The organism is Candidatus Aminicenantes bacterium, from assembly GCA_011049425.1.
Classification (GTDB): Bacteria; Acidobacteriota; Aminicenantia; order UBA2199; family UBA2199; genus UBA876.
Genome location: DSBM01000154.1, coordinates 1 through 20,776 on the forward strand (window position 1 = coordinate 1; position 20,776 = coordinate 20,776).

The window sequence follows — 20,776 nt, forward strand, 5'->3', positions numbered from 1 at the left end:
ACAAAGACTACCGTTACTTCGAAGTTGAGAGCAGTGTAAAAGAACTGAACCCGGATATCTCTGAATAATCCGGGCGGACCGCTCCGGCTTACTGGTGGAAGGGTTCGAAGTTGAGGAAATCCGCGTGGTGAACGATAATGGCTTCCACCGTGCGCTTGGCGAAATTGCCTTCCTTTGAATGGGAACCGATAATGTGCACCACTTCGTCCGGGAGTCCATGCTTGGCCGCCATGGCCGCTCCGCTGATGGGATGGCGCAAATACTGGCCCATCTCGCTTTTGACCACCTTTCCGTCCCGGCGGTCGTACTCCATCAGCTTGGCCACATCATGCAGCAGCGCGCCGGCCAACAGAATGTCCATGTCGATTTTGAGTCCGTCATAGTATCCATCCAACTCTTTGGCAATCACCAGGGCGGTGCGGGTGACGTTGTTGGTGTGCTGAACCAGGTCGACATCCGTGTCCGCAATCAGCAGGGTGAAGGGGACATCCTTGAGTTCCTCGACTTCCCACCCTCCCCGGCGGATCGATTCGGCCCAGGTCTGGACCACTTTCTCGCGCAGCTCCTTTTTCGAAATTTTATGCAGGTCCAGGAAAATCGTTTCAATCTTTCTGTGGTTCATTCGCTTCTCCTGATACTGATTTCCGCCCTATTCTACGCCAGGCGAACGCTTTTGTAAACGCTTTGTTTCCGCCTCCCAATCAGCCAGGAAAAGTTTTCCCGCTTCCCCCACGATACATGAGCGATGCTCCAGCCAATCTCCGCAGTTGGCATACACATGATTGCCTTCACGCACCAGCAGCGGTTCATGCACATGCCCCAGCACCACCCCGTCAAAACCGTTTGAAAAGTACCTTCGCGCGGCCGCCAGGTAATCCTTGGCCCATGCCTCATGATCAATGCTGAGGTGGCGACGGCTCCCCCGTGATGTGACCTTGGCCAGGGCCATGCCCCAGTCCGCCGGCAACAGGTGACGGAAAAGCGCCTGTGATAACGGATTGTGCAGGATCTTTTTTAAAACTCGGTAACCGCGATCATGGGCGGCCAGGCCGTCACCATGGGCCAGGAAAAACCGCTTCCCCCCGAAATCAAGCACCATGTTCTCACCGGGAAGTTCCAGTCCCACCTGCCGGGAAAGAAAGTCGCCGGGCGCGAAATCGTGGTTTCCCGGTAAAAACACAACCCGCCAACCGGCATCAACCAGGCGGCGCAATTGATAGAGAATGTCGAAAACCCCCTTGGGCACAACATGGCGCCATTCAAACCAGAAGTCAAACAGGTCTCCGAGAATAAACAAGTCGCCGCTGCGATTCTCGAGGTATTGAAGAAAACAGAGGAAATCGCGACGGCCGGGTTCTGCGGCGGGATCGCCGGCATGGATGTCGGAAACCAGATAAATGCGCCCCATCGCCTGATTGTAGGCGAATCAATCCGGCGAAGTCAACGAAGCACTCAATCAGCCGTTGATCTTGCGCAGGGTTTCTTCAGCGTTCTCCTGGCTGTTGAGCTTGACAAAAATTTCCGGCCAGCGCTCCTGCGCGTCCAGGATGAAATCGATCACTTCGCGCACCGCCCCCCGTCCACCGTAACGCTTGGCGATAAAATGGGAAATGCGCTTGATCAGGGGATGGGCGTCTCCAACCGCCGCGGAAAACCCCACCATGCCCATTACTTCCGCATCACCGATATCGTCACCGATATAGGCCACCTCTTCCTTTGACAAGTCGTACTTCTCCAACAACTCGTTGAAAGGCATGGTCTTGTTATGAACGCCTTCGTAATATTCGTTGATGCCCAGTTCCTCCACGCGGCGGCGCACGGCCTCACTGCGTTTGCCCGTGATAATGGCCGTAATAATGCCGGCCAGGCCCGCAAACACAATGCCCGTGCCGTCTTTGACATCAAAGGACTTGACCTGCTGCCCATCGGGAAGCACAAAAAAACGTCCGTCCGACAATGTCCCGTCCACGTCAATCACGATCATCCTGATCCGCCTGGCCAATTCCTTTTGATCCATGTTCATATTAAAACATCTCCGTACGCCACAAGTCATGCAGGTGCAGCAATCCCGCAAGGCGTCCTCCACGGGTTACCACCAGGGAAGTAATGCGATGGTCTTCCATTTCTTTCAGGGCCTCCACCGCCAGGCGATCTTCCGTTACCTGGAGGGGGTTTGGCGTCATGCAATCAACCGCCCGGCGCTGCAGCAGCCCGGGATCCCGCAACAGGTTGCGGCGCAAGTCACCATCCGTAATCACGCCCACTACCAGATCATTTTCATCCGCCACCACGGCAACACCGAAACGTTTCTGATCGATTTCCCGGATCACCGACTCCATGGGATCGTGCGGCCGCACCCGCGGCGCGGCTTCTCCCGAATGCATGAGATGCGCCACCTTGAGTAACTTCTTGCCGATAGACCCCCCGGGATGGTTGAAGCGAAAGTTTTCTTCCCGGAAACCCTTTTTTTCCATCAGGGCAATAGCCAGGGCATCACCCATGGCCAACGTCAAGGTCGTGGAAGTAGTGGGAACAAGTCCGATGGGGCAGGCTTCGTTCTCCACGCTGCAATCGATAAAGCAGTCGCTTTCACGTGCCAGGGTGGATTCCTCGCGTCCCACCAGGGCGATGAGCTTCACCCCGATCCGGCGGATCAGATTGATCAGGCGCACCACTTCCAGGGTTTCCCCGCTGGTTGAAAGGGCCACAACAATGTCATCTTCCATAATAATGCCGATATCCCCGTGCAAAGCCTCGGAAGGATGAAGAAATACCGCCGGTGTCCCCGTGGAAGTCAGTGTGGCGGCGATCTTTTTGCCGACCAACCCGGATTTTCCCATTCCGGTGATTACCACCCGCCCGCGGGCGCCGAACACCAGGTCCACCGCCTCCGTGAACCGCGAATCCAACCGCTGCACGGCCAATTCAATGGCTTTCGATTCAGTCCGAAGTACATGACGGGCGATTTCCAAACAATCCATCAGGTCACCCCATGCAACTTGCGCAAGCGAATCAGTAGTTTCCCCAAATCCTTGAGGGAGAGCGAATTGGCCCCATCTGAAAGAGCTTTTTGCGGATGGGGATGAACTTCCAGGAACACGCCGTCCGCGCCGCACACCACGCCTGCGGCCGCGATATGGGGAATAAATTGAGGCTGCCCGCCGGACACGTTGCCTTCCGCCGGGCGTTGCACCGCGTGGGTGGCGTCGATGACGACGGGCACCTCCAGGGACTTCATAATGGGGATGGAACGAAAATCCACCACCAGGTCATGGTAGCCGAAAAAGGAGCCCCGTTCGGTCAACATCACGCGCCGGTTGCCCGTGGAATGAATCTTTTCCACCACCCGGGCCATATCCCCGGGAGCCATGAATTGCCCTTTTTTTACATTTACGGGCAGCCCCGTATCGCCTGCCGCCAGCAGCAGGTCGGTCTGGCGGCAAAGAAAAGCGGGAATCTGCAAGGCATCCAACACTTTGCCGGCCGATTCGGCCTGGGCGGGTTCATGGATATCTGAAATCACCGGCAATCCGGTTTCCTCCCGGACTGCGCGCAGCACCTCAAGGCCTTCGCGCAAACCAGGACCACGAAAAGATGTGAGAGAGGATCGATTGGCCTTGTCAAACGATGCTTTAAACACGACGCCCAGATCCAACTCATCCGCCAATTTGCGGATCTGCCGGGCGATTTCAATGGTTCCCGAGCGCCCTTCGATCACACATGGGCCCAGAATGAAAAACGGGGGGTTTGCCGTGATGTCCAGATTCCCAACGGAAAACCCGCGTTGCATGCCGCCATTCTACCACAAAGGTGCTGCAGGAAAAAGAGTTGATCTACAAACCGCGTCATCTGTATAGATCAATCTTCCAGATCGTCTTCGGTCGCATTCAGGTTTTCCAAATCGCCCATGCTCATCAACACTTCCCGCTGGCTGCGGCTGTTTGGCGGTGAAACCACTTCCCGCGCCTCTAATTGATCGATCAGGCGGCCGGCACGGGCATACCCGATGCGCATGCGCCGCTGCAGGAATGAAGCGGAGGCCTGGCCGGTTTCAATCACGATGGCCGCGGCTTCATTAAACAACTCGTCCAGGTCGCTTTCCCCCGCGCCTCCAGGGGATGTTGAGCGCGGCTTGACCACCTGGGTATCGTACCTGGGTTTCTCTTTCTTGGCCAGGAAGTTAATGACCCGCATGGCTTCCTCTTCGGAAACATAGGCGCCGTGAAGGCGGATCAAACTGGCCGTTTTCGGGGGAAGAAACAACATGTCGCCGTTGCCGAGCAGCTTCTCCGCACCCATAACGTCGACAATGGTTCGGGAATCGAACTTGGAGGGAACGGCCATGGCGATCCGGGAAGGAAAATTGTTCTTTATCGTGCCGGTGATTACGTCCGTGGAGGGCCGCTGGGTCGCCAGAATCAAGTGGATCCCAACCGCCCTGGCCTTCTGGGCGATCCGGGCCACGTCGTCCTCGATCTCCCGGGAGCTTTCCAGCATGAGGTCGGCAAACTCATCAATGATAATGACCACGTAGGGAATGCGCTCCGTATCTTCGAGACGATCAAGCAGTTCGTCGCCACTCTGGATCAAGAGGTCCAGTTTCTTGTTGTACTGATCGATGTTGCGTACCTGGAGACGGGCGATCTTCTGGTAACGCTGCTCCATCTCCCATACCGCCCAGTCCAGTGCGTTCTTGGCCAATTTGTTGTTGACCACAACCGGAGTCAACAGGTGGGGCAAGCGGTTGTAAATGGCCAACTCCACTCTTTTGGGATCGATGAGTACAAATTTCACATCCGCGGGAGGCGCTTTGTACAGGATACTGAGGATAATGGAGTGAATGGCCACACTTTTGCCGCTTCCCGTGGCACCGGCCACGATCAGATGCGGCATCTCGCGCAAATCCGTGATAAAGATCTCTCCGCTTTTGGTTTTGCCCAATGCCAGGGTGAGCGGCGAACTGGAGCGCCGGTATTCGTCGGATTCAAGAATTTCACGCAAGTGAATGATTTCCCGTTTGCGATTGGGAATCTCGATGCCGATGGCCCGTTTGCCGAGGATGCGTTCGATACGCACGTATTGCGCTTTGACCGCCAGGGCCAGGTCCTCCGACAGGTTGGTGACGTCTTTGACCTTCACTCCGCTGTCCGGTTCAAACTCGTAGGTGGTAATCACCGGTCCGGGGGTGTACTCACGGATATTGCCCTGGATGCGGAATTCCTCCAAAGCCGCCGTCAGTTCATCCCGTTTGCGGTCAAGCTCCTTAAAATCGATCTGGCTCTGTTCCGTAACCGCATCCAGGTAGGTTAGTGGCGGAGCCGTATAGGCCGAACTCTGCATCAAGCCGGTTTCTTCATCCGCAAACAGGAAGCTCTCTTCCGGAAGGCGGCTGGGCTCCCTGGCAATGCGCCTGGCTTCCGCCGCTTTGGGCGCGGGTCCGGCTTTTTCCTTAGCGGGTTTGTTTCTTGTTTTCCCGGAAGGCGGTTGAGTTTCCCGGCGGTACTTGGCACGCACCTTTTGGGCGCTGCGTCGCTTTAAAAAAACCTTCCTGGCCTCCCGCAACCATTTTCCCAAAACCTTCAGCAACTCCCAGAACGACTGAATCATTCGTCGCAGCGACACCTTGGCGATCACCACCAGGGCCACAAGCATGAGGATCAGGAAAAGCCCGCCGGCGAAAAAGGGTTTCAATTCCGCGCGAAAAAAGCGGTGGAGAAAAAGGCCGACCATTCCACCGGTGTGAATAGACATGCCGTCAACAACCGCCTGGGGATACAGGCAGGTGATAAACCCCGATGCAGCCAGGACAAGAAGCAGGTACCCGGCACTCTTGGTTCCCATGCGGGCAATGCCGCGGTTCAGGAAAAAATGCACCGTCACCATCAACAGGAAAAACACCACGCCGTACGCGGCATATCCCAACAAATTGAACAACACGGCTGCCAGCTGGGCCCCCAAGCGCCCGCCGTAATTGGAAACAGTTTCCCGCATGGAGGAATGAAAAAAACTGGGATCCACCGGAGAGAAACTGAAAACGGAAAAAATCAGGAACACCGACAAAAAGAGAAAAAGAATGCCCAGGATCTCGTTGCGCAGTGTGAGTTCCGGTTCCGGCCCCTTTGTCGAGCGGTGCTTCGCCATTTGCATCCACTATACCCGCGGGGCGAGATCAAGTCAAGATTTCAACAAAGGGTTCCCGGTGGCAGGCGGGGCGAAAGAATTTTCGCCCCTTGTAACCAACTCTTCAACTCTTCAACTTTAATCTCGGCGTAAGCGTCTGAATCATATCGGCCGTCATGGACTCCAGGTCATACTCAGGGGTCCACCCCCACTCCTGCCTGGCGGCGCTGTCGTCCATGCGATCCGGCCAGGAATCGGCGATCGCCTGGCGCATGGAGTCGACTTCGTAACGGATCTCAAAGTCGGGGATATGACGGCGGATCTCTTGCGCCAGTTCAGCTGGAGTAATGCTCATGGCTGTCACGTTAAACGCGTTACGATGAACCAGTTTGTCACCCGGCGTCTGCATGATTCGCAGCGCGGCATTCAGCGCGTCCGGCATGTACATCATATCCAGTGCCGTATCAGGTTTCAGGAAACACGTGTATTTTCCTTGGCGAATGGCGTCGTAAAAAATCTCCACCGCGTAGTCCGTGGTACCGCCCCCGGGAAGGGTCTCATTAGAGATAATCCCGGGATAACGCACGCCGCGGACATCAACCCCGAAACGCTCGTGGTAGTAGTCACAAAGGAGTTCACCGGCCACCTTGGTCACACCGTAGATGCTCGTGGGACGTTGAAGTGTGTCCTGGGGAGTATCCTGCTTGGGGGTGTCCGGACCGAAAGCGGCGATGGAACTGGGCACAAAAACCGCGCAACCATTGCTTCTGGCCAATTCCAACACGTTGACCAATCCGTCCATGTTGACTTTCCAGGCCAGTTGCGGCTTGCGCTCACCCACCGCGGACAGAATCGCCGCCAGGTGAAAAACCGTATCGATCCGGTACTTTTGCACCACTTGCTCCATCTCTTTGGCGCAGGTGACATCCAAACGCTCAAATGGACCTTCACGTAGAAACTCCGCGGAAGGCTCCTTCAGGTCCGCTCCCACAACGTTTTCCTTTCCGAAACGGTTGATCAAAAGACGCTTTAACTCGGTTCCAATTTGCCCCGAAGAGCCGGTTACCAGGATTCGCTTCATTCACACACCTCTGCCAAGTCTGGAATGCCCCAGTGTAGCGGATCGCCTGGAATCTTGTCAAGCACACCGACATTATACCTGCTGTTGGAAAAGCTGATTCTATCCCCTTTGGCTGTGGTTTCCGGCCTGCGGATCGTTGGCATAACCTTCCAGGCGAAAAACGGCTCTCCGGTCGCAACCGGTTGCATCCCTCCCGAAAATAGGGTATATTCACAATTTGCACCCCGGGGACGGGCCCTGTTGATCAGGAAATTTGCGCCCTGCCGATCCGCATCAACAACGACGCATTACCTAGGAGGCTCCATGACGGAACAGAAAGCCACGAACGTGGTCTGGCATGAACATACGGTAAAAAGAGAGGAACGAGAACAATTGCTACGACAGAAAGGAGCAGTCTTGTGGTTTACCGGCCTACCCTCGAGTGGAAAATCCACCATTGCCAATGCCCTGGCGCGGCGACTGCACCAGGAAGGAAGGCTCTGTTACGTTCTCGATGGAGACAACGTGAGGCACGGTCTAAACAAGGACTTGGGATTTTCACCTAAGGACCGTGAAGAAAACATCCGCCGCATTTCCGAGGTGGCCGCACTTTTCGCTGATTCCGGCACCATCACCACCACGGCTTTTGTATCTCCCTACCGCAAAGACCGGGATTCCTGCCGCCAATTGCTGGGTCCGGACCGGTTTTTTGAGGTTTATGTTAAGACTTCCGTGGAAACCTGTGAAGAGCGTGACCCCAAAGGATTATACAAGAAAGCCCGCAAGGGCGTGATTCCCGAATTCACCGGCGTCTCCGCTCCATACGAAGCCCCATTGCATCCGGAAATTACCCTGGACACTGAGTCCCTGAACGTCGAAGAAGAAGTCAACATCATCCTGGACCACCTGCGCGAGAAGGGAATTATATAATTAGAGTTGGAGGGTTGGAAAGTTGGAGTTGCAGAGTTGGAAAGTTGCAGAGTTGAAGAGGGAAGAAGTTGATGAGTTATATTCAAAAGTTGTGTACGGAAGGTGGCAGGTGGCAGGAGTCAGTCATAGGAACGGTTCGCGAACAGCCCATTCTCAATAAGGAATAAAGAAGAAGGAATAAGGCACGAAAATCACGTGGCTTTCTTATTCATTATTCCTTATTCAGTATTCCGGTCTGTTTCCCGCCTCTACTTTTCACTTTTCATCTCTCTAAACTCTATTTGACACTCATTTTTTGTTGTGCTACATAATTTTCAAAGGGGCGGGGCGAGAATCCCGCTAATCATGCATGCAGATCACGGCGCACGGAGACAGCCATATCGGCCGGATTCGCCAGACCAACGAAGACCATTACATCTACGAAAAAATAGGGGATAGAGAGCACCTCTTTGTTGTGGCCGACGGCATGGGGGGGCACCAGGCTGGAGACGTGGCTTCCAGATTGGGATCCCAGAGTTTTGTCGCCAGTTACAAACGCCTGCGCAAGCAGAAGACAGCCATCGCGGACGCCCTGGTTGAGTCCCTGCGCAAAGCCAACGACGCAATCCTGCGCAAAGCCCGGTCGGATCCGGCCAAGAAAGGCATGGGAACCACTTTCAGCGCTGCCGCAATCGATGGCGATCACCTGCACATGATCCACGTTGGAGACTCGCGGATTTACTTGATTCGCAACGGTGTGATCCGGCGTTTGACAACCGATCAGACGTTCGTGGCCAAGATGGTCGAAGACGGCCGCATTACGGAAGAAGAAGCCCGCGATCACCCCCAGAAAAACATCCTGTACATGTCGCTGGGGGCCCGGGAAGAATTTACCCCGGAAATCATCAGCGATTTTCATCTGCAAGAAAAAGACATCCTGGTGCTGTGCTCTGACGGCTTGAACACGCATGTGACGGATGATGTGATCCGGGCGTATGCCGAGTCGTATTATCCCACTGAAGCCGTCCAGGGCCTGATCCGGCGTGCCAATGAAAATGGGGGCATGGACAATATCACTGTGCAAGTGATTCGCCTGGGGCCGGTGGTTGACCTGGATAGCACAGTGGTGTTGCAACGCCCGCAAAAGCGCCGTTTCCCCTTTTTGTGGATCGCGGCCCTGGTCTTGTTGGTGGTTTTGGCGGCGGTCTTGCTGCGGGTAAGAGGTAGTAAAGAGGCACCGGTGATGCCGGCGGAACAACATCGAAGCCAGAAAGCGATCACAGACAGACCCGGCCTTCCTGTTGAAACCCGGATTGTACTGGAGCCGATCAACCTCTCCGCGGATGTTACCCGGATGTTGCAATCCGATCCGCGTCGTCTGGTTCATTTTTCCGCCGATCAGATTTGGATTGTTGTCGAAGATCGCTATCTATTGGTCAACCTGAAGCATGCGGGCCATGCGGACCCGTTTTCGCTGGCCGAAGGAGACCGGCCAATCCCGAACGCCATGAATCAAAGGCTGATCTTGCGGCGCGGCAAGCCCGGAACGGCGGACTATTCTGTTCAGCAGGAAACGGGCGGTTCGCCACTGCTGCGCCTGCGGGCGGGTGACTCCACTGACGGAATCGATCAGTTGTCGCGCACGGTTTCCATATCCGGGCTTAATTCGCCTGTAATTCCCTTGTTTGTTAACGAACATTTTTTTGCCTTTACCGCGTCCAATCATTTCTTTGTGGTACAAAACCCTTTAAATGAAAACCATCGCCTGCAATTGGTAAAGTGTTTATCCGGGGACAAAACACCTATTCCGCTTTACTCACTGAAGCTGGATGGTTCCGATGGCATCCTGTTATACTTTTCCAACCAGGACCGGCAACTGCACACCTGTCGGTTTTCCGCCGCGGGTAAAACCATCAAGCGGGTAATCCCTTTTGCGTTTTCCCGCCCGCCCCTGGGTGTTGAGTACCTGCCTGATGGACGGGTGATGGCCTATTTCTCTGACGGAGCGACCTTGCTGGACATGAACGGCGAAAGCCATGCGGTGGCATTGGATGAACTGTCAGTTAATCTGCGTCTTGAGCACGTGATGGCGGCTCCGCTAAAAGCCGACCGCGTGGCTGTCACCATGGATGGAAAAGTATTCCGGGTCAGAATCGAATGATTAAAGCTGGAAGTACCCTGGGTCAGTTCCAAATCCTGCGCAAGGTCGGCCGCGGCGGCATGGGCACCATTTTTGCCGCCATGGACACGGTTTTGCATCGCAAAGTAGCCTTAAAAGTGATTCACGAACACCTGGTCGGAAACCTCAAAAGCGTGGAGGCCTTCAGAAAGGAAGCTATCACCCAGGCTCAGTTGACTCATCCCAACATCGTTTCCGTCTATGCTTCTCACCAATTGGATAACCACCACGCCATGGTCATGGAGTACGTTGAGGGCGAATCCCTGCGCGATATTCTGCGCCAGAGAGGGCACTTGAGTGTACTTGAGGCTGTCGGTAATATGAGACAACTCTTGCGCGGCCTGCGCTATGCTCACAGCTTTAACATCGTGCACCTGGATATCAAACCCGGCAATCTGATCCGCACCCCCACGGGACAACTCAAAATCTCTGATTTCGGTATCGCCGCTATTGCGGGCATTCACCCCAGCGAGGAAGATGGTTTTATCATGGCGACTCCCTGGTATGCCGCTCCGGAACAACTCTGCGGCCGTCCGGCGGATCAACGCTGCGACCTGTTCTCGGCTGGTGTTACCCTGTATGAGATGCTTACGGGAGAGATCCCCTACGACGCCGGTGCCTGGGATCCTGAGCACCCAAAGAAATGGGTCGATCGAATCAAAGAGTGGATGCCGCCGTCATCTAAACGCGAAGGCATCGACAAAGCCTTGGATGAGTTCGTCTCCAGGTCCGTCCAGAAAAAACCCGAGCGCCGGTTTCAGACTGCCGGCGAAATGCTGATCGCCCTGGACGGAATCCGCCTCGCCACTTTGCCTGCTTAGTTGAAGGAAAGGAGGTCAAATGCAATTGAATGTGTATTGGATAATCGCCCTGGTCCTGCTGATTGCCGCCCTGTTGGGGATGGGCATCCTGATCCGGCGCCGGAAATCCCTCTACGATGAGATCGATTCCGAACTGGATGAGGAATCGTCAGCTGAAGAAGAAGTGTTCCCCCCGGCCCACGACCTATTTGATTCCTCCGTGTGGGGGCGGGTGGATATAATGGTGGAGGGCCGGCGCATTAGCACCCAGCGGGTTCACTTGACCACCGCGACAATCGGCCGGGATCCCGGTCAGGCCCAGATTGTGATTCCCGAGTTGATTGTCTCAAAGCAGCATTGTGAGTTGTTTGAAAAATCAGGCAGTTTGTGGATCCGCGATGCCGGATCCACCAACGGCTTGTTCCGTGACGGAGAGCAGATTCAGGAGGCTGAAGTCACCCATGGAGCTGTCTTTTCACTGGGACGGCGAGGCAGCGTTAAGCTGGTTTTTACCACGGATCCCCCCCAGGAAAGTTGACGGGCCGTTTCAAACGCCGGGCTTGGCGGGCGGGTTGTCGATGCGCAGGATCCCGTCTTGATCGTCCAGGCGGGTAAGCAATTCAATGATTTTCAACCCCAGCACGGGGTGAACCATTTGTGGGGCGATTTCCGCCAGGGGCACGAGTACAAAGGCGCGCCGCGTCATGCGCGGATGGGGGATGGTTAATTCAGCGGTATTGTGCACGCGATGTCCCGCCAGCAGAATGTCCGCATCCAGACAACGGGAGCGTGGAGGACCCGGGCGCAGGCCGCGGCCCATCAAGGCTTCAATCACTTTGATCCATTGCAGCAATTGCATGGGCTCAAGTCCTGAGTCCAGGCGCAGGGCCAGGTTAAAAAAATCGGGAGTCCCCGAGGGCATACCTTGCGGACGGGTTCGGTACAATGAAGAAACCGGACCGATTCGGCCCTGCGCCCCAAGGTGGCGGATGCCCTTTTCGAGGTTGCGACGGCGATTACCCAGGTTGGATCCCATTGACAAGTAATAGATCATGAAATGTTATTATGCGCATGTGGCCGGGTTTGTGCAATCCTTCGGGAACTTTTCTTTTGCGGTTGCGTTATGGATGGATAGAGGAGGATCAACATGACACAGCGTTGGATTTTAATTCCTGCGATTATGATACTGACTGGAGGGATGCTTTTCCCCGCGGTCAAACGCAGCACTGAAGTGTTTCCCGTAACCGCCCGGGGAGTGCTGACCCTGGAGAACGTGAATGGAAAAATTGAGTTGTCCACCCATGATCGGGATGAGATCCGCGTTGTTCTGGAGAAAGTGGCAAAAACAAACAAAGAACTGGAAGAAGTGGATGTGCGCATGAAGTTGGAGGACAACCACTTGCATGTGAACGTAAAACGCCTGCGTCGTGATACCCGCTCCCGGGTGAATTTCCAGGTGATTGTCCCAACGGGGCTGGAAAAGGTGGGGTTGAATTCCGTAAACGGTTCCGTCCGCTCGGTCGGTGAAATCGGCAAGCTGGAGATCGAATCCGTCAACGGCGCCATCAGCCAGCGCGGTGTGTTTGCATCCGGGTACTTCCGAACGGTCAACGGCGGAATTGAATTGGTTCACGTCAAACCCCTGGCCGGTGGAATCAATGTCCGCACCGTAAACGGCGCCGTTCAGTTGGAGATTGAACGCTCTTCCGGTTTCAAGGCGAACGGCGAAACCCTGAACGGATCCGTGCGCTCGGATTTCGACCTGGAAGTGGACAGGGGCCTGGTGGGCCGATCGATTCGCGGCACCGTGGGCGACGGCCGGCATTCAGTGCGGATAAAAACCGTGAATGGAAGTATCAAGATCTTAGCTATATAAAGTTGAAGAGTTGAAATACCCTTTCGGGCATAAAAGGGAAGTTGAATAAAGGTGGCAGGTAACAGGAAGACAGGAGACAGTCGCTTGCCCCTTGCCAATCACCACTGGTACCTCGCTCCTCGCCACTGGCCCCTTTCGGTACTCGTAGAAAGTAGAAGGTAGAAAAAAGCATTGAGTGAGTGGGAGGCTTTTTTTTATTCGTTCTTCCTTATTCGTTGTTCGGAATTCCTTGATTCTCATCACAAAAGCCTGAAGTCTCCTCATCACCAACGCGCTTCGCGCCTCATCACAAGCACTCGTGAGTTCTCATCACAAGAACGAGTTGAAGAAAAGAAGGTGACAGGGCGCGCTCCTGCCGGATCTGGTATAATGCCGGTTATGCGGCGGGAAATTTTTGTAGGGTCCGTGGGCATCGGCGGCAACCATGCGGTTTCCATCCAGTCCATGACCAACACCGATACCCGGGACGTGGATGTCACCCTGGCGCAGATCCGCGCCCTGGCCACGGCGGGATGCGAGATCGTGCGCGTGGCGTTGCCCGCGCATGATGCCGTTGATGCGTTCGGCCTCATTGTCCGGGATTCTTTCCTGCCGGTGATCGCGGACGTGCATTTCGACGCTTCCCTGGCCCTGGCGGCGATTGAGGCCGGGGCCCACGGATTGCGCATCAACCCGGGAAACATTGGCGACCGGCGCCGCCTGGTACCGGTTATTCGATCCGCGGCGGAACGCGGGACTCCCATCCGCATCGGCGTAAACGCCGGCTCATTAGAAAAGCGCTTCCGCGATTCCGCGCAGCCCCGTTACCGGGCCATGGTGGATTCCCTGATGCAACATGTGCGCTTTTTTAGAGACCAGGGTTTTGAACTTATCAAGATCTCGTTGAAGTCTTCGCGGGTGAAAGAGACCGTGGCGGCCAACCGCCTGGTGGTTCAGGCATGCAATTATCCGATCCACCTTGGCGTTACAGAGGCCGGTTCGGGCCTGGACGGCGAAGTCAAGTCCGCGGTGGGAATCGGCGCGCTGCTCTTGGACGGCATCGGGGATACCATCCGCGTGAGCCTGACCGCGGATCCCGTTCGCGAAGTCCGCGTGGCCAAGGCCCTGCTGGCCGCGGTCGGACTGCGCCGGACCGGGGTCGAGGTGATCTCCTGCCCCACCTGCGCCCGCACTTCCGTGGACCTGATCCCCCTGGTCGAGAGAGTAAAAAGCTGCCTGGCGGGCCTAAAGTCCGGACGGCGCCTGACCGTTGCGGTCATGGGGTGTGAAGTGAACGGTCCGGGGGAGGCGCGGGACGCCGACGTGGGCCTGGCGTTTTCGCGTACGCGCGGATTCATTTTTCGTAACGGGAAAGTGGTGGCACGGGTCGAAGTTGCGCAAGCGGTGGAGCGGCTGGAAAAGGAAGTCCGGCGCATGCTGGCTTCCGGCGAGTGATTGTCTTGCCCCCAGGATTGTGCTATTTTATTGGGGATTCTTCATGAATATCTACCTGGATAAACTCGACCTGCAGGGATTCAAGTCTTTTCCCGAAAAGACCGTGATCCGTCTCCATCAAGGCATTACCGCCGTGGTGGGGCCCAACGGCTGCGGCAAGAGCAACATTGTGGACGCCATTTTCTGGGTGCTGGGCGAACAGCGCATCAAGAACCTGCGGGGTGAAGTCAACGAGGACCTGATTTTCAACGGCAGCATGCAACTCAAACCTTTGGGCATGGCCGAAGTCGGGGCGCATTTCGTTAAAGGCGATGAAAACGTTTACATGGCGCGCCGCTTTTTCCGCACCGGTGAAAGCAAATACATTCTCAATGACAAGTACTGCCGCAACCGAGATATCCAGGACGCTTTGTACGACATGCAGTTGGGGGAGCGCAAGTACTTTATCTTTGAACAGGGCAGCATTGACAAGTTGATCTCTTTGAAGCCCAGTGAGAAACGCTTGTTGATTGAAGAGGCGGCCGGCATTCTCCAGTACCTGGAGCGCAAGAAAGAAACCGCCCAGAAACTCGTTGTGGCGGAACAGAACCTGGACAACCTGGAGATATTGGGCGCGGACAAGGAATCCCGCCTGAAGGAACTGAGAAACCAGGTAAATTATGTGCGCCGTTACCGCGAGTTCAAAGAAAAGCGCGAGGCGCTGTTGTCAACCCTGCTTTTCAGGCGGCACCGGGGGTTGGCGGATTCTTTTGCCACAACCCGGACCAGCCTGGAAAAACTGCTGGAAAAAGAGAAGTCCCTGAATTTCGAGATCACCCGCCGCGAGAAAGAATCGCTGGAAGATGAGGAATGCCGCTGGAAACTGGATCGTGAGCTGAAACAGGAACAACATGAAGTTTACGAGAGCCGCCGGCGCATCCAGGAATTGCGCAATGACGCGGATAAGTTGGAGCAGCGGCGGTCTTTCCTTGAGCAGCGTATCCACGAGTTGGAAACGCTTTGCGCCAACGCCGTCAAGGAAGGGGAATCGTTGGGACAAGAGGCCGATACCGCGGCGGCTGAAGTGGCGGACCTGGAATCGTGCTTGAAAGAGGTTCGCGAAAAGAGCGTCGCTATCGATGCGCGCCTGGATGCTGTCAAGTTACGTATCAAAGAGAATGCGACCCGCAACGCGGAATCGCGGGACGCGGCGTTTCGCCTGCAGAACGAGTTGTCCGGAATCAGTAACATCATCCGGGACATGGACAAGCGTTCAGGGCGGCTGGAAAATGAAATCGAGGCCAAGTCGGCATTTGTGGCCGAGTTGGCCGCCCAGCTGAATGAAAAAGAAATCCAGGAGGCCGAAACCAGGCTGAACCAGGCGCGGGCGCGGGAGCAAAAGGATTCCCAGGCATTCAGAGCTGAAAGCGAGCGCCTGCAGGTAGCCGGCCGGGAGCTTGAGAAACTCATCGCCGAAGAGAAAAATGCCTCCGGTGAGGTCCGCAACCTGCAAAGCCAGATCGACAAGTACCAGCAGGTTCGAGAGCGGCTGAACCGGAATGGACAAAACGGGGAAAAAATCGAAACCGCGGGGCTACTCCAGGAGCAGGTCCAGGCGGAACGCGACGATCATCGCTGGTTGGAGAATTTCTATTTCGAGGAGATGACCGCACCATTGCTCAAGCGCAATGCGGATGCGTTGCAAAGCGCCTTGCCCAGGTTGTGGTTGCGGCGGGAACGCCGGGATGAGACGCCTGCGGAGATTGAACGGGATCCTGGTGTGCTGGCGCGGGTCAAGGATCGATTTTCAGTCCGGGACACTCAATTCAAACAGGCATTGCGTAACGGCGTGCTGGTACGCAGCCTTGAAGACGGATTGCGCATTTTCGAGACCCATGGCGTCAATGTGGTCACTCCGGACGGAGTTGTGATCACCCGCGACGGCATCATGGTGCGCAACCGCGAGCGCGGTATTCTCGACGTAATGGATGAAATCCGCGCGGCCCAGGCATCCCAGGCGGAGTGGGAAAAAGTTATCAGCCGGCTCGGCGAGGAAAGGAAAACGGCTGAAGCCGAACTGCAAAAAATCCAGACCGGGCGCGGCGAACTGGAAAACCGGCTGCGGAATGTACGCGGTGAACTCACTGGATGGCAGACCCGTCTGGAGACCCTAAAGCGTGACCGGGATGCCGTGATGAAACGGGTAGAGCGAACCCGGGCTGAAATCCAGTTTCTGAAAGCGGAAAAGCGGGCCCTGGAAACCGAATTCGTTGCCCGGGAGGCCAGCCAAAAAGCGCTCGATGACCAGATGGAAGAGATGCGGCGCACCCTAGATAGCGCGACCGACACCGAGAAAGAAACAGTCGCGGAATCCGCCCGGGTGGAAAAAGAGCTCTTGCAGTCAGAGGGCCGGGTCAATCTGCTTGCCGAGCAACTGCGCTCGCACCAGGCCGACCTGCGCCGCCTGCAGGAAGCGGGGCGCAACCTGGAAGCACGGCGCAGCGCCCACGAAGAGGAATGCCGCAACCTGAAACAGGAACTGTCCAGTTCAGGTGAAAAAGTAGTCACGCTGAGGCGGGAAGCGGATGAACTGGAGGGCAAACGCGAGAAGCGGGAGAAAGCGATCCGCGAGCAGGAAGGGCGTTTCCAGGAGTTGTCCGGGCGGCTGCGTGAACGCACCCGGGAGCTGGAGGCTTTGCGGACCGAGTTGGAGGAGGTGCGAAATAAACGCGGCGCACTGGAAATTGAAGTCTCTTCCCTAAAAAAAGATACCGCGCGTCTCCAGGACATTGCCTTTCAGGAATTGAATACGGACCTGGAAAGCCTGGTTCCCGGCGAGGAATGGCAAGATCTGGACCTGGGACAACTTCAGGAAGAATCAGACCAGTCCAACCTCAGGCTGACAAAGATGCGCGACAGCAATCGTCTCAACTTCTCCGCTGAATCCGAATACGAGATCCTGTCAAAGGAATATGGGTTTCTGATCTCTCAGAAAGAAGACGTGATGAAATCCATTAATGACCTGAACGAGGCCATCCGCAGGATTGACGCCGAATCCCGCCAGAGTTTCATGGAAGCATTCGAAAAGATCCGGGGATATTTTCTCAAGAATTTCCAGATCCTCTTTGAAGGTGGCGACGCGGAAATGGCTTTAACGGATCCGGATGACATACTGGAATCCGGCTTGGAGATCCAGGCCCAACCCCCCGGAAAGAAGCTGCAAAGCCTGCGCCTTTTGTCCGGCGGGGAAAAAACCCTGACCTCGCTGGCGTTCCTGTTTGCTCTTTTTGAGTACAAACCCTCCCCTTTCTGTGTTTTCGACGAAGTGGACGCCTCCCTGGACGAGGCCAATATCCAGCGCTTTCTGAAGTTTTTGCACAAGCTCAAGGCCCAGACCCAGTTCCTGATCATCACCCACAATTTCAAAACCATGGAAGAGGCGGACTACATCTACGGCATCAGCATGAATGAACCGGGTGTCTCGTCGGTGTTTTCCATGCGCATGACCGGGCGCGGCGGTTTGCAGGTAGCGGATCGTCCGGAATAAGCGGCGGAGTCCGGCGCGAGGAAATCAGAGGTCAACCGCGTTGGCGGATGGCGCGTCTTTTCTCTGATCAGCGGAGGTATGTATGTCACGATGGCGCCTGTTGTTCCTCCTTGCCTTTTTTGTTATGTTTTCGCTTTTCCTGGTTGCGCAGCAATCACCTTGGCGCCTGGCGCCGCCCAACCCTGAGTTCAGCCGTTTCTTTCAGGCAACCGGATCCAGTACGCCGGCGCAGGCGGAAAGTCACCCGGGGTTGGCTGGATTGGTGCCGTCTCCCCTCGACCTGTCCCACCTCCTCGCTCCAGCAACTCCGGCGGTCTTCCCGCGCCGGTTTGACCTGCGCGGAACGGGTCGTTTGCCCTTGATCAGGGACCAGGATGGCTATCCCGCCTGCCAGGCTTTCGCCACCATGGGCATGCTGGAGTCCATGTTGCTGCCGCAGGAGAAGCTGGACCTCTCGGAATGGCATATTTACCGCTATCACGGTTTTGACTTTCACAACGAATACGGCGATTACACCGGGGGCAACTGGCAGATGAACGCCGCCTATCTGTTGCGCTGGTCCGGTCCGGTCGGGGAGGAAGACTCGCCCTACGGGTCGGGAGACGATCCGGATGCGCTGCAATTGCCGCCGGTCAAGCATATCCAGAACATGCGTTTCTTCGCTCCGCGGCGCGATGCCCTGGACAATGCCGAAATCAAGCAGTTCCTGATGGCTCAGGGACCTTTCTACGTCAGTATTTTCTACGATTCAAGCAGTTACAACTCCTCGACCGCGTCCCATTACTATTCCGGGGAACCCAACGCCAACCACGGCGTATTGGTGGTGGGCTGGGACGATGATTATAATCGCAATCGTTTTCTGCAGATTCCCCCGGAAAACGGCGCCTTTATCTTGCGCAACAGTTGGGGAGGTCAATATGGAGACGGCGGCTATTTCTACATGTCCTATTACGATACCGGCTTTATGCCCCGCATCGGCGTGCCCCGGGTGGAGGAAGCCGACAATTACGGACTGGTTTACCAATACGATCCCCTGGGCGTGATCTCTTTTCTGGGAGGCGTATCCAGCCACGCCTGGGGATGTAACGTGTTCTCCGCCCGGGAAGCCGGGGAACTGACCGCGGTGGGTTTCTATTTGATGGACTCGAATTCCGCTTATACTATTCGTGTGTACCGCCGTCTTGCCGGAGAAAGTCCGGAAACGGGGCGTCTGTACCTGGAGCAGCAGGGTACGTGGCCCCACGCCGGGTTTATAACGGTACCCCTGGAAGCGGGGGTTCCCCTGGCGCAAGATGAACGTTTCGCCGTGGCGGTCCATTTCCAGACCCCGGGGACGCGTTATCCCATCCCGGTGGAATACCCGATCAATGGCTATTCTTCACCGGCCACGGCCTCTCCGGGGCAGAGCTTCGTCAGCCTTAACGGCGAAGGCTGGCATGACCTGACCGGTATTCTGGCGGACAGCAACGTTTGCATCAAGGGATACTCGGCGTATTCCACCCCGGTGCAGGCTTCCATTTCCGCCCGCTTGCTGCACTCCGCGGGCTGGATCCTGAGCTATCCCTATGTGAGCGTGGATGTCTCGGTGGATTTTGCCGGAGTAGCGGTGGAGTCGGTGGCGGTGTATCGCCGCGATGATACTTTCGGCACACGCAAGGTCATGGAGATCCCGGTCGCCGAGTTGGCGGAGGGAGCTGTTGAATGGCTGGACACTTCCGTGTCTACGGGGCGGGATTACGCCTACCAGGTCCGTTGTTTCGGCCCGGGAGGACGCTTCCGGGGACGTTCCGGCTGGTCGACGGTGGAGGTTGTGCAATGAAGGCCGGCCGCACTGTATTGCTCTCGATCGCGACACTGGTGATCTTTCCATTGCTTCAGGCCGTCCCGGTTGCGGATGACGCGGAGGCCCTGCGTCTCCTGCGCCAGGCGGGGGTCGCCCGCACCATCCGGGAAGACCTTCAAGAGTCCCTGCAACTGCTGAAACGAGCCGCGGAAACGGCACAATCCGATTCCGTCCGCGGCCGGGTTCTGGTGGAAACCGCCCTGGTGCGCTGGATGCGCCTGGAATCCCCCCTGGTGATCCGGAAACTGTTGGTGCAGGCCACGGCGTTGATCGGCCCCCCGGGGACGGAACATGCGCAATTGCCGGGGCCGTTCCGCAGAGTCTGGAAAAGCGCTTCCCGGGGGAAGGTGAGCAGCGGCATCCGCAAGAAGCGTTTCCAGGTGGACGTGACGGCTACCGGAATGGCCAGCGCGGACTCCCGCTTCGCGGCCGCTTACGGTCGCTGGCAATTCATGCCCGAGGCCCGGTTGTCGGTCACTGTCTACAAGGGCTGGAAAACCTGGGTGTCTTATTCCTCTTTTACCTTTTCTAGTATGCTTCCGGTCATTGGGGTTGAGTTGAACGGGTTCCAGCGTTTCACGGCCCTGGGGCTGGCCTGGGAACGCTCCCTGGGCAGACGCCTGTCTTTTTCTCTGTACGGGGGAATCGAATGGGCGGCTTTTAAAGAACAGGCTACCGCTGAACTGGTGCAAGACACCTGCCTGGGCTTCCGGGCCGGGACGGGCCTGAAATGGCGGATTTCTCCCACAATCCATGTCCTGACTTCCCTCGGCTACGGATTCGTCAGCAAAGATATCGGCGGGGGACGGTCTTTGCGTCCGGACGGGCTGCGCCTCAGCACCGGTCTGGGCATCCGTTTTTAACCCTTGTTTTCTCACAACGATCAAAAAGAGTTGAAGTACCCTTTCGGGCATAATTCACCGCTCACCACTTCGGTCCAGACCCATTGCGGTCTTCGTCGTATTAAGCCGACCACGGCGGATGTTTGGAATGGTTCCGCGGCCGGCTTTCGTCTTCGGGGAGTACCCC

The 20,776-nt window shown here is 56.2% G+C and carries 17 protein-coding genes; 9 read left to right on the plus strand and 8 right to left on the minus strand.

All coding sequences use genetic code 11. The features are described 5' to 3' along the window. Positions 1-88 precede the first annotated feature (88 nt). From ENN40_10895 to ENN40_10925, 7 genes are all read right to left on the minus strand, one after another. Positions 89-622 carry an HDIG domain-containing protein gene (locus ENN40_10895; GenBank protein ID HDP95847.1) on the minus strand — a complete coding sequence of 178 codons (534 nt, stop codon included), beginning with the start codon at positions 620-622 and terminating at the stop codon, positions 89-91. A 27-nt stretch (positions 623-649) separates the two neighbouring features. Then, complete coding sequence (locus ENN40_10900; protein ID HDP95848.1) at positions 650-1,408, minus strand: UDP-2,3-diacylglucosamine diphosphatase; 759 nt, start codon at positions 1,406-1,408, stop codon at positions 650-652. Between the two features lie 48 nt (positions 1,409-1,456). After that, positions 1,457-2,074, minus strand: a complete 618-nt coding sequence (locus ENN40_10905) for a 3-deoxy-D-manno-octulosonate 8-phosphate phosphatase (GenBank protein HDP95849.1) — start codon at positions 2,072-2,074, stop codon at positions 1,457-1,459. After that, positions 2,025-2,981, minus strand: a complete 957-nt coding sequence (locus ENN40_10910; GenBank protein ID HDP95850.1) for a KpsF/GutQ family sugar-phosphate isomerase — start codon at positions 2,979-2,981, stop codon at positions 2,025-2,027. Before ENN40_10910 ends, ENN40_10905 begins: the two co-directional genes overlap by 50 nt. After that, the gene (locus ENN40_10915; protein HDP95851.1) at positions 2,981-3,790 is read right to left on the minus strand and encodes a 3-deoxy-8-phosphooctulonate synthase; all 810 of its coding nucleotides are present in this window, start codon (positions 3,788-3,790) and stop codon (positions 2,981-2,983) included. The genes ENN40_10910 and ENN40_10915 overlap by 1 nt, the downstream gene beginning before the upstream one ends. 68 nt (positions 3,791-3,858) lie before the next feature. Further along, positions 3,859-6,147, minus strand: coding sequence for a DNA translocase FtsK (locus ENN40_10920; protein ID HDP95852.1), 2,289 nt, complete (start codon positions 6,145-6,147; stop codon positions 3,859-3,861). Between the two features lie 97 nt (positions 6,148-6,244). Then, positions 6,245-7,201, minus strand: a complete 957-nt coding sequence (locus ENN40_10925; GenBank protein HDP95853.1) for an L-threonine 3-dehydrogenase — start codon at positions 7,199-7,201, stop codon at positions 6,245-6,247. Between the two features lie 303 nt (positions 7,202-7,504). On the opposite strand from ENN40_10925, the gene cysC reads away from it, so the two are divergent. The 4 genes from cysC (at position 7,505) to ENN40_10945 (ending at position 11,606) form a co-directional block, all read left to right on the plus strand. Then, a complete protein-coding gene (gene cysC / locus ENN40_10930) occupies positions 7,505-8,110 on the plus strand; it encodes an adenylyl-sulfate kinase (protein HDP95854.1) in 606 nt (201 codons plus the stop codon). Positions 8,111-8,459: 349 nt separating this feature from the next. After that, complete coding sequence (locus ENN40_10935) at positions 8,460-10,250, plus strand: Stp1/IreP family PP2C-type Ser/Thr phosphatase (GenBank protein HDP95855.1); 1,791 nt, start codon at positions 8,460-8,462, stop codon at positions 10,248-10,250. Next, positions 10,247-11,089: a serine/threonine protein kinase gene (locus ENN40_10940; protein HDP95856.1), complete on the plus strand. Its 843-nt coding sequence runs from the start codon at positions 10,247-10,249 to the stop codon at positions 11,087-11,089. The genes ENN40_10935 and ENN40_10940 overlap by 4 nt, the downstream gene beginning before the upstream one ends. Positions 11,090-11,108: 19 nt before the next feature. Beyond that, complete coding sequence (locus ENN40_10945; protein HDP95857.1) at positions 11,109-11,606, plus strand: FHA domain-containing protein; 498 nt, start codon at positions 11,109-11,111, stop codon at positions 11,604-11,606. A 9-nt stretch (positions 11,607-11,615) separates the two neighbouring features. Here ENN40_10945 and folK read toward each other — a convergent pair whose 3' ends face one another. Further along, complete coding sequence (gene folK, locus ENN40_10950; protein HDP95858.1) at positions 11,616-12,122, minus strand: 2-amino-4-hydroxy-6-hydroxymethyldihydropteridine diphosphokinase; 507 nt, start codon at positions 12,120-12,122, stop codon at positions 11,616-11,618. A gap of 93 nt (positions 12,123-12,215) precedes the next feature. Here folK and ENN40_10955 point away from each other — a divergent pair, with 93 nt between their 5' ends. From ENN40_10955 to ENN40_10975, 5 genes are all read left to right on the plus strand, one after another. Continuing rightward, positions 12,216-12,944 carry a hypothetical protein gene (locus tag ENN40_10955; protein HDP95859.1) on the plus strand — a complete coding sequence of 243 codons (729 nt, stop codon included), beginning with the start codon at positions 12,216-12,218 and terminating at the stop codon, positions 12,942-12,944. A gap of 369 nt (positions 12,945-13,313) precedes the next feature. Then, the gene (locus tag ENN40_10960) at positions 13,314-14,378 is read left to right on the plus strand and encodes a flavodoxin-dependent (E)-4-hydroxy-3-methylbut-2-enyl-diphosphate synthase (protein ID HDP95860.1); all 1,065 of its coding nucleotides are present in this window, start codon (positions 13,314-13,316) and stop codon (positions 14,376-14,378) included. Positions 14,379-14,421: 43 nt separating this feature from the next. After that, entirely contained in the window at positions 14,422-17,904 is a 3,483-nt protein-coding gene (gene smc, locus ENN40_10965) for a chromosome segregation protein SMC (GenBank protein ID HDP95861.1), read from the plus strand. 82 nt (positions 17,905-17,986) lie between these two features. Then, positions 17,987-19,723, plus strand: a complete 1,737-nt coding sequence (locus ENN40_10970) for a surface layer protein B (protein HDP95862.1) — start codon at positions 17,987-17,989, stop codon at positions 19,721-19,723. Continuing rightward, entirely contained in the window at positions 19,720-20,610 is an 891-nt protein-coding gene (locus ENN40_10975) for a hypothetical protein (protein ID HDP95863.1), read from the plus strand. Before ENN40_10970 ends, ENN40_10975 begins: the two co-directional genes overlap by 4 nt. Positions 20,611-20,776 lie beyond the last annotated feature (166 nt).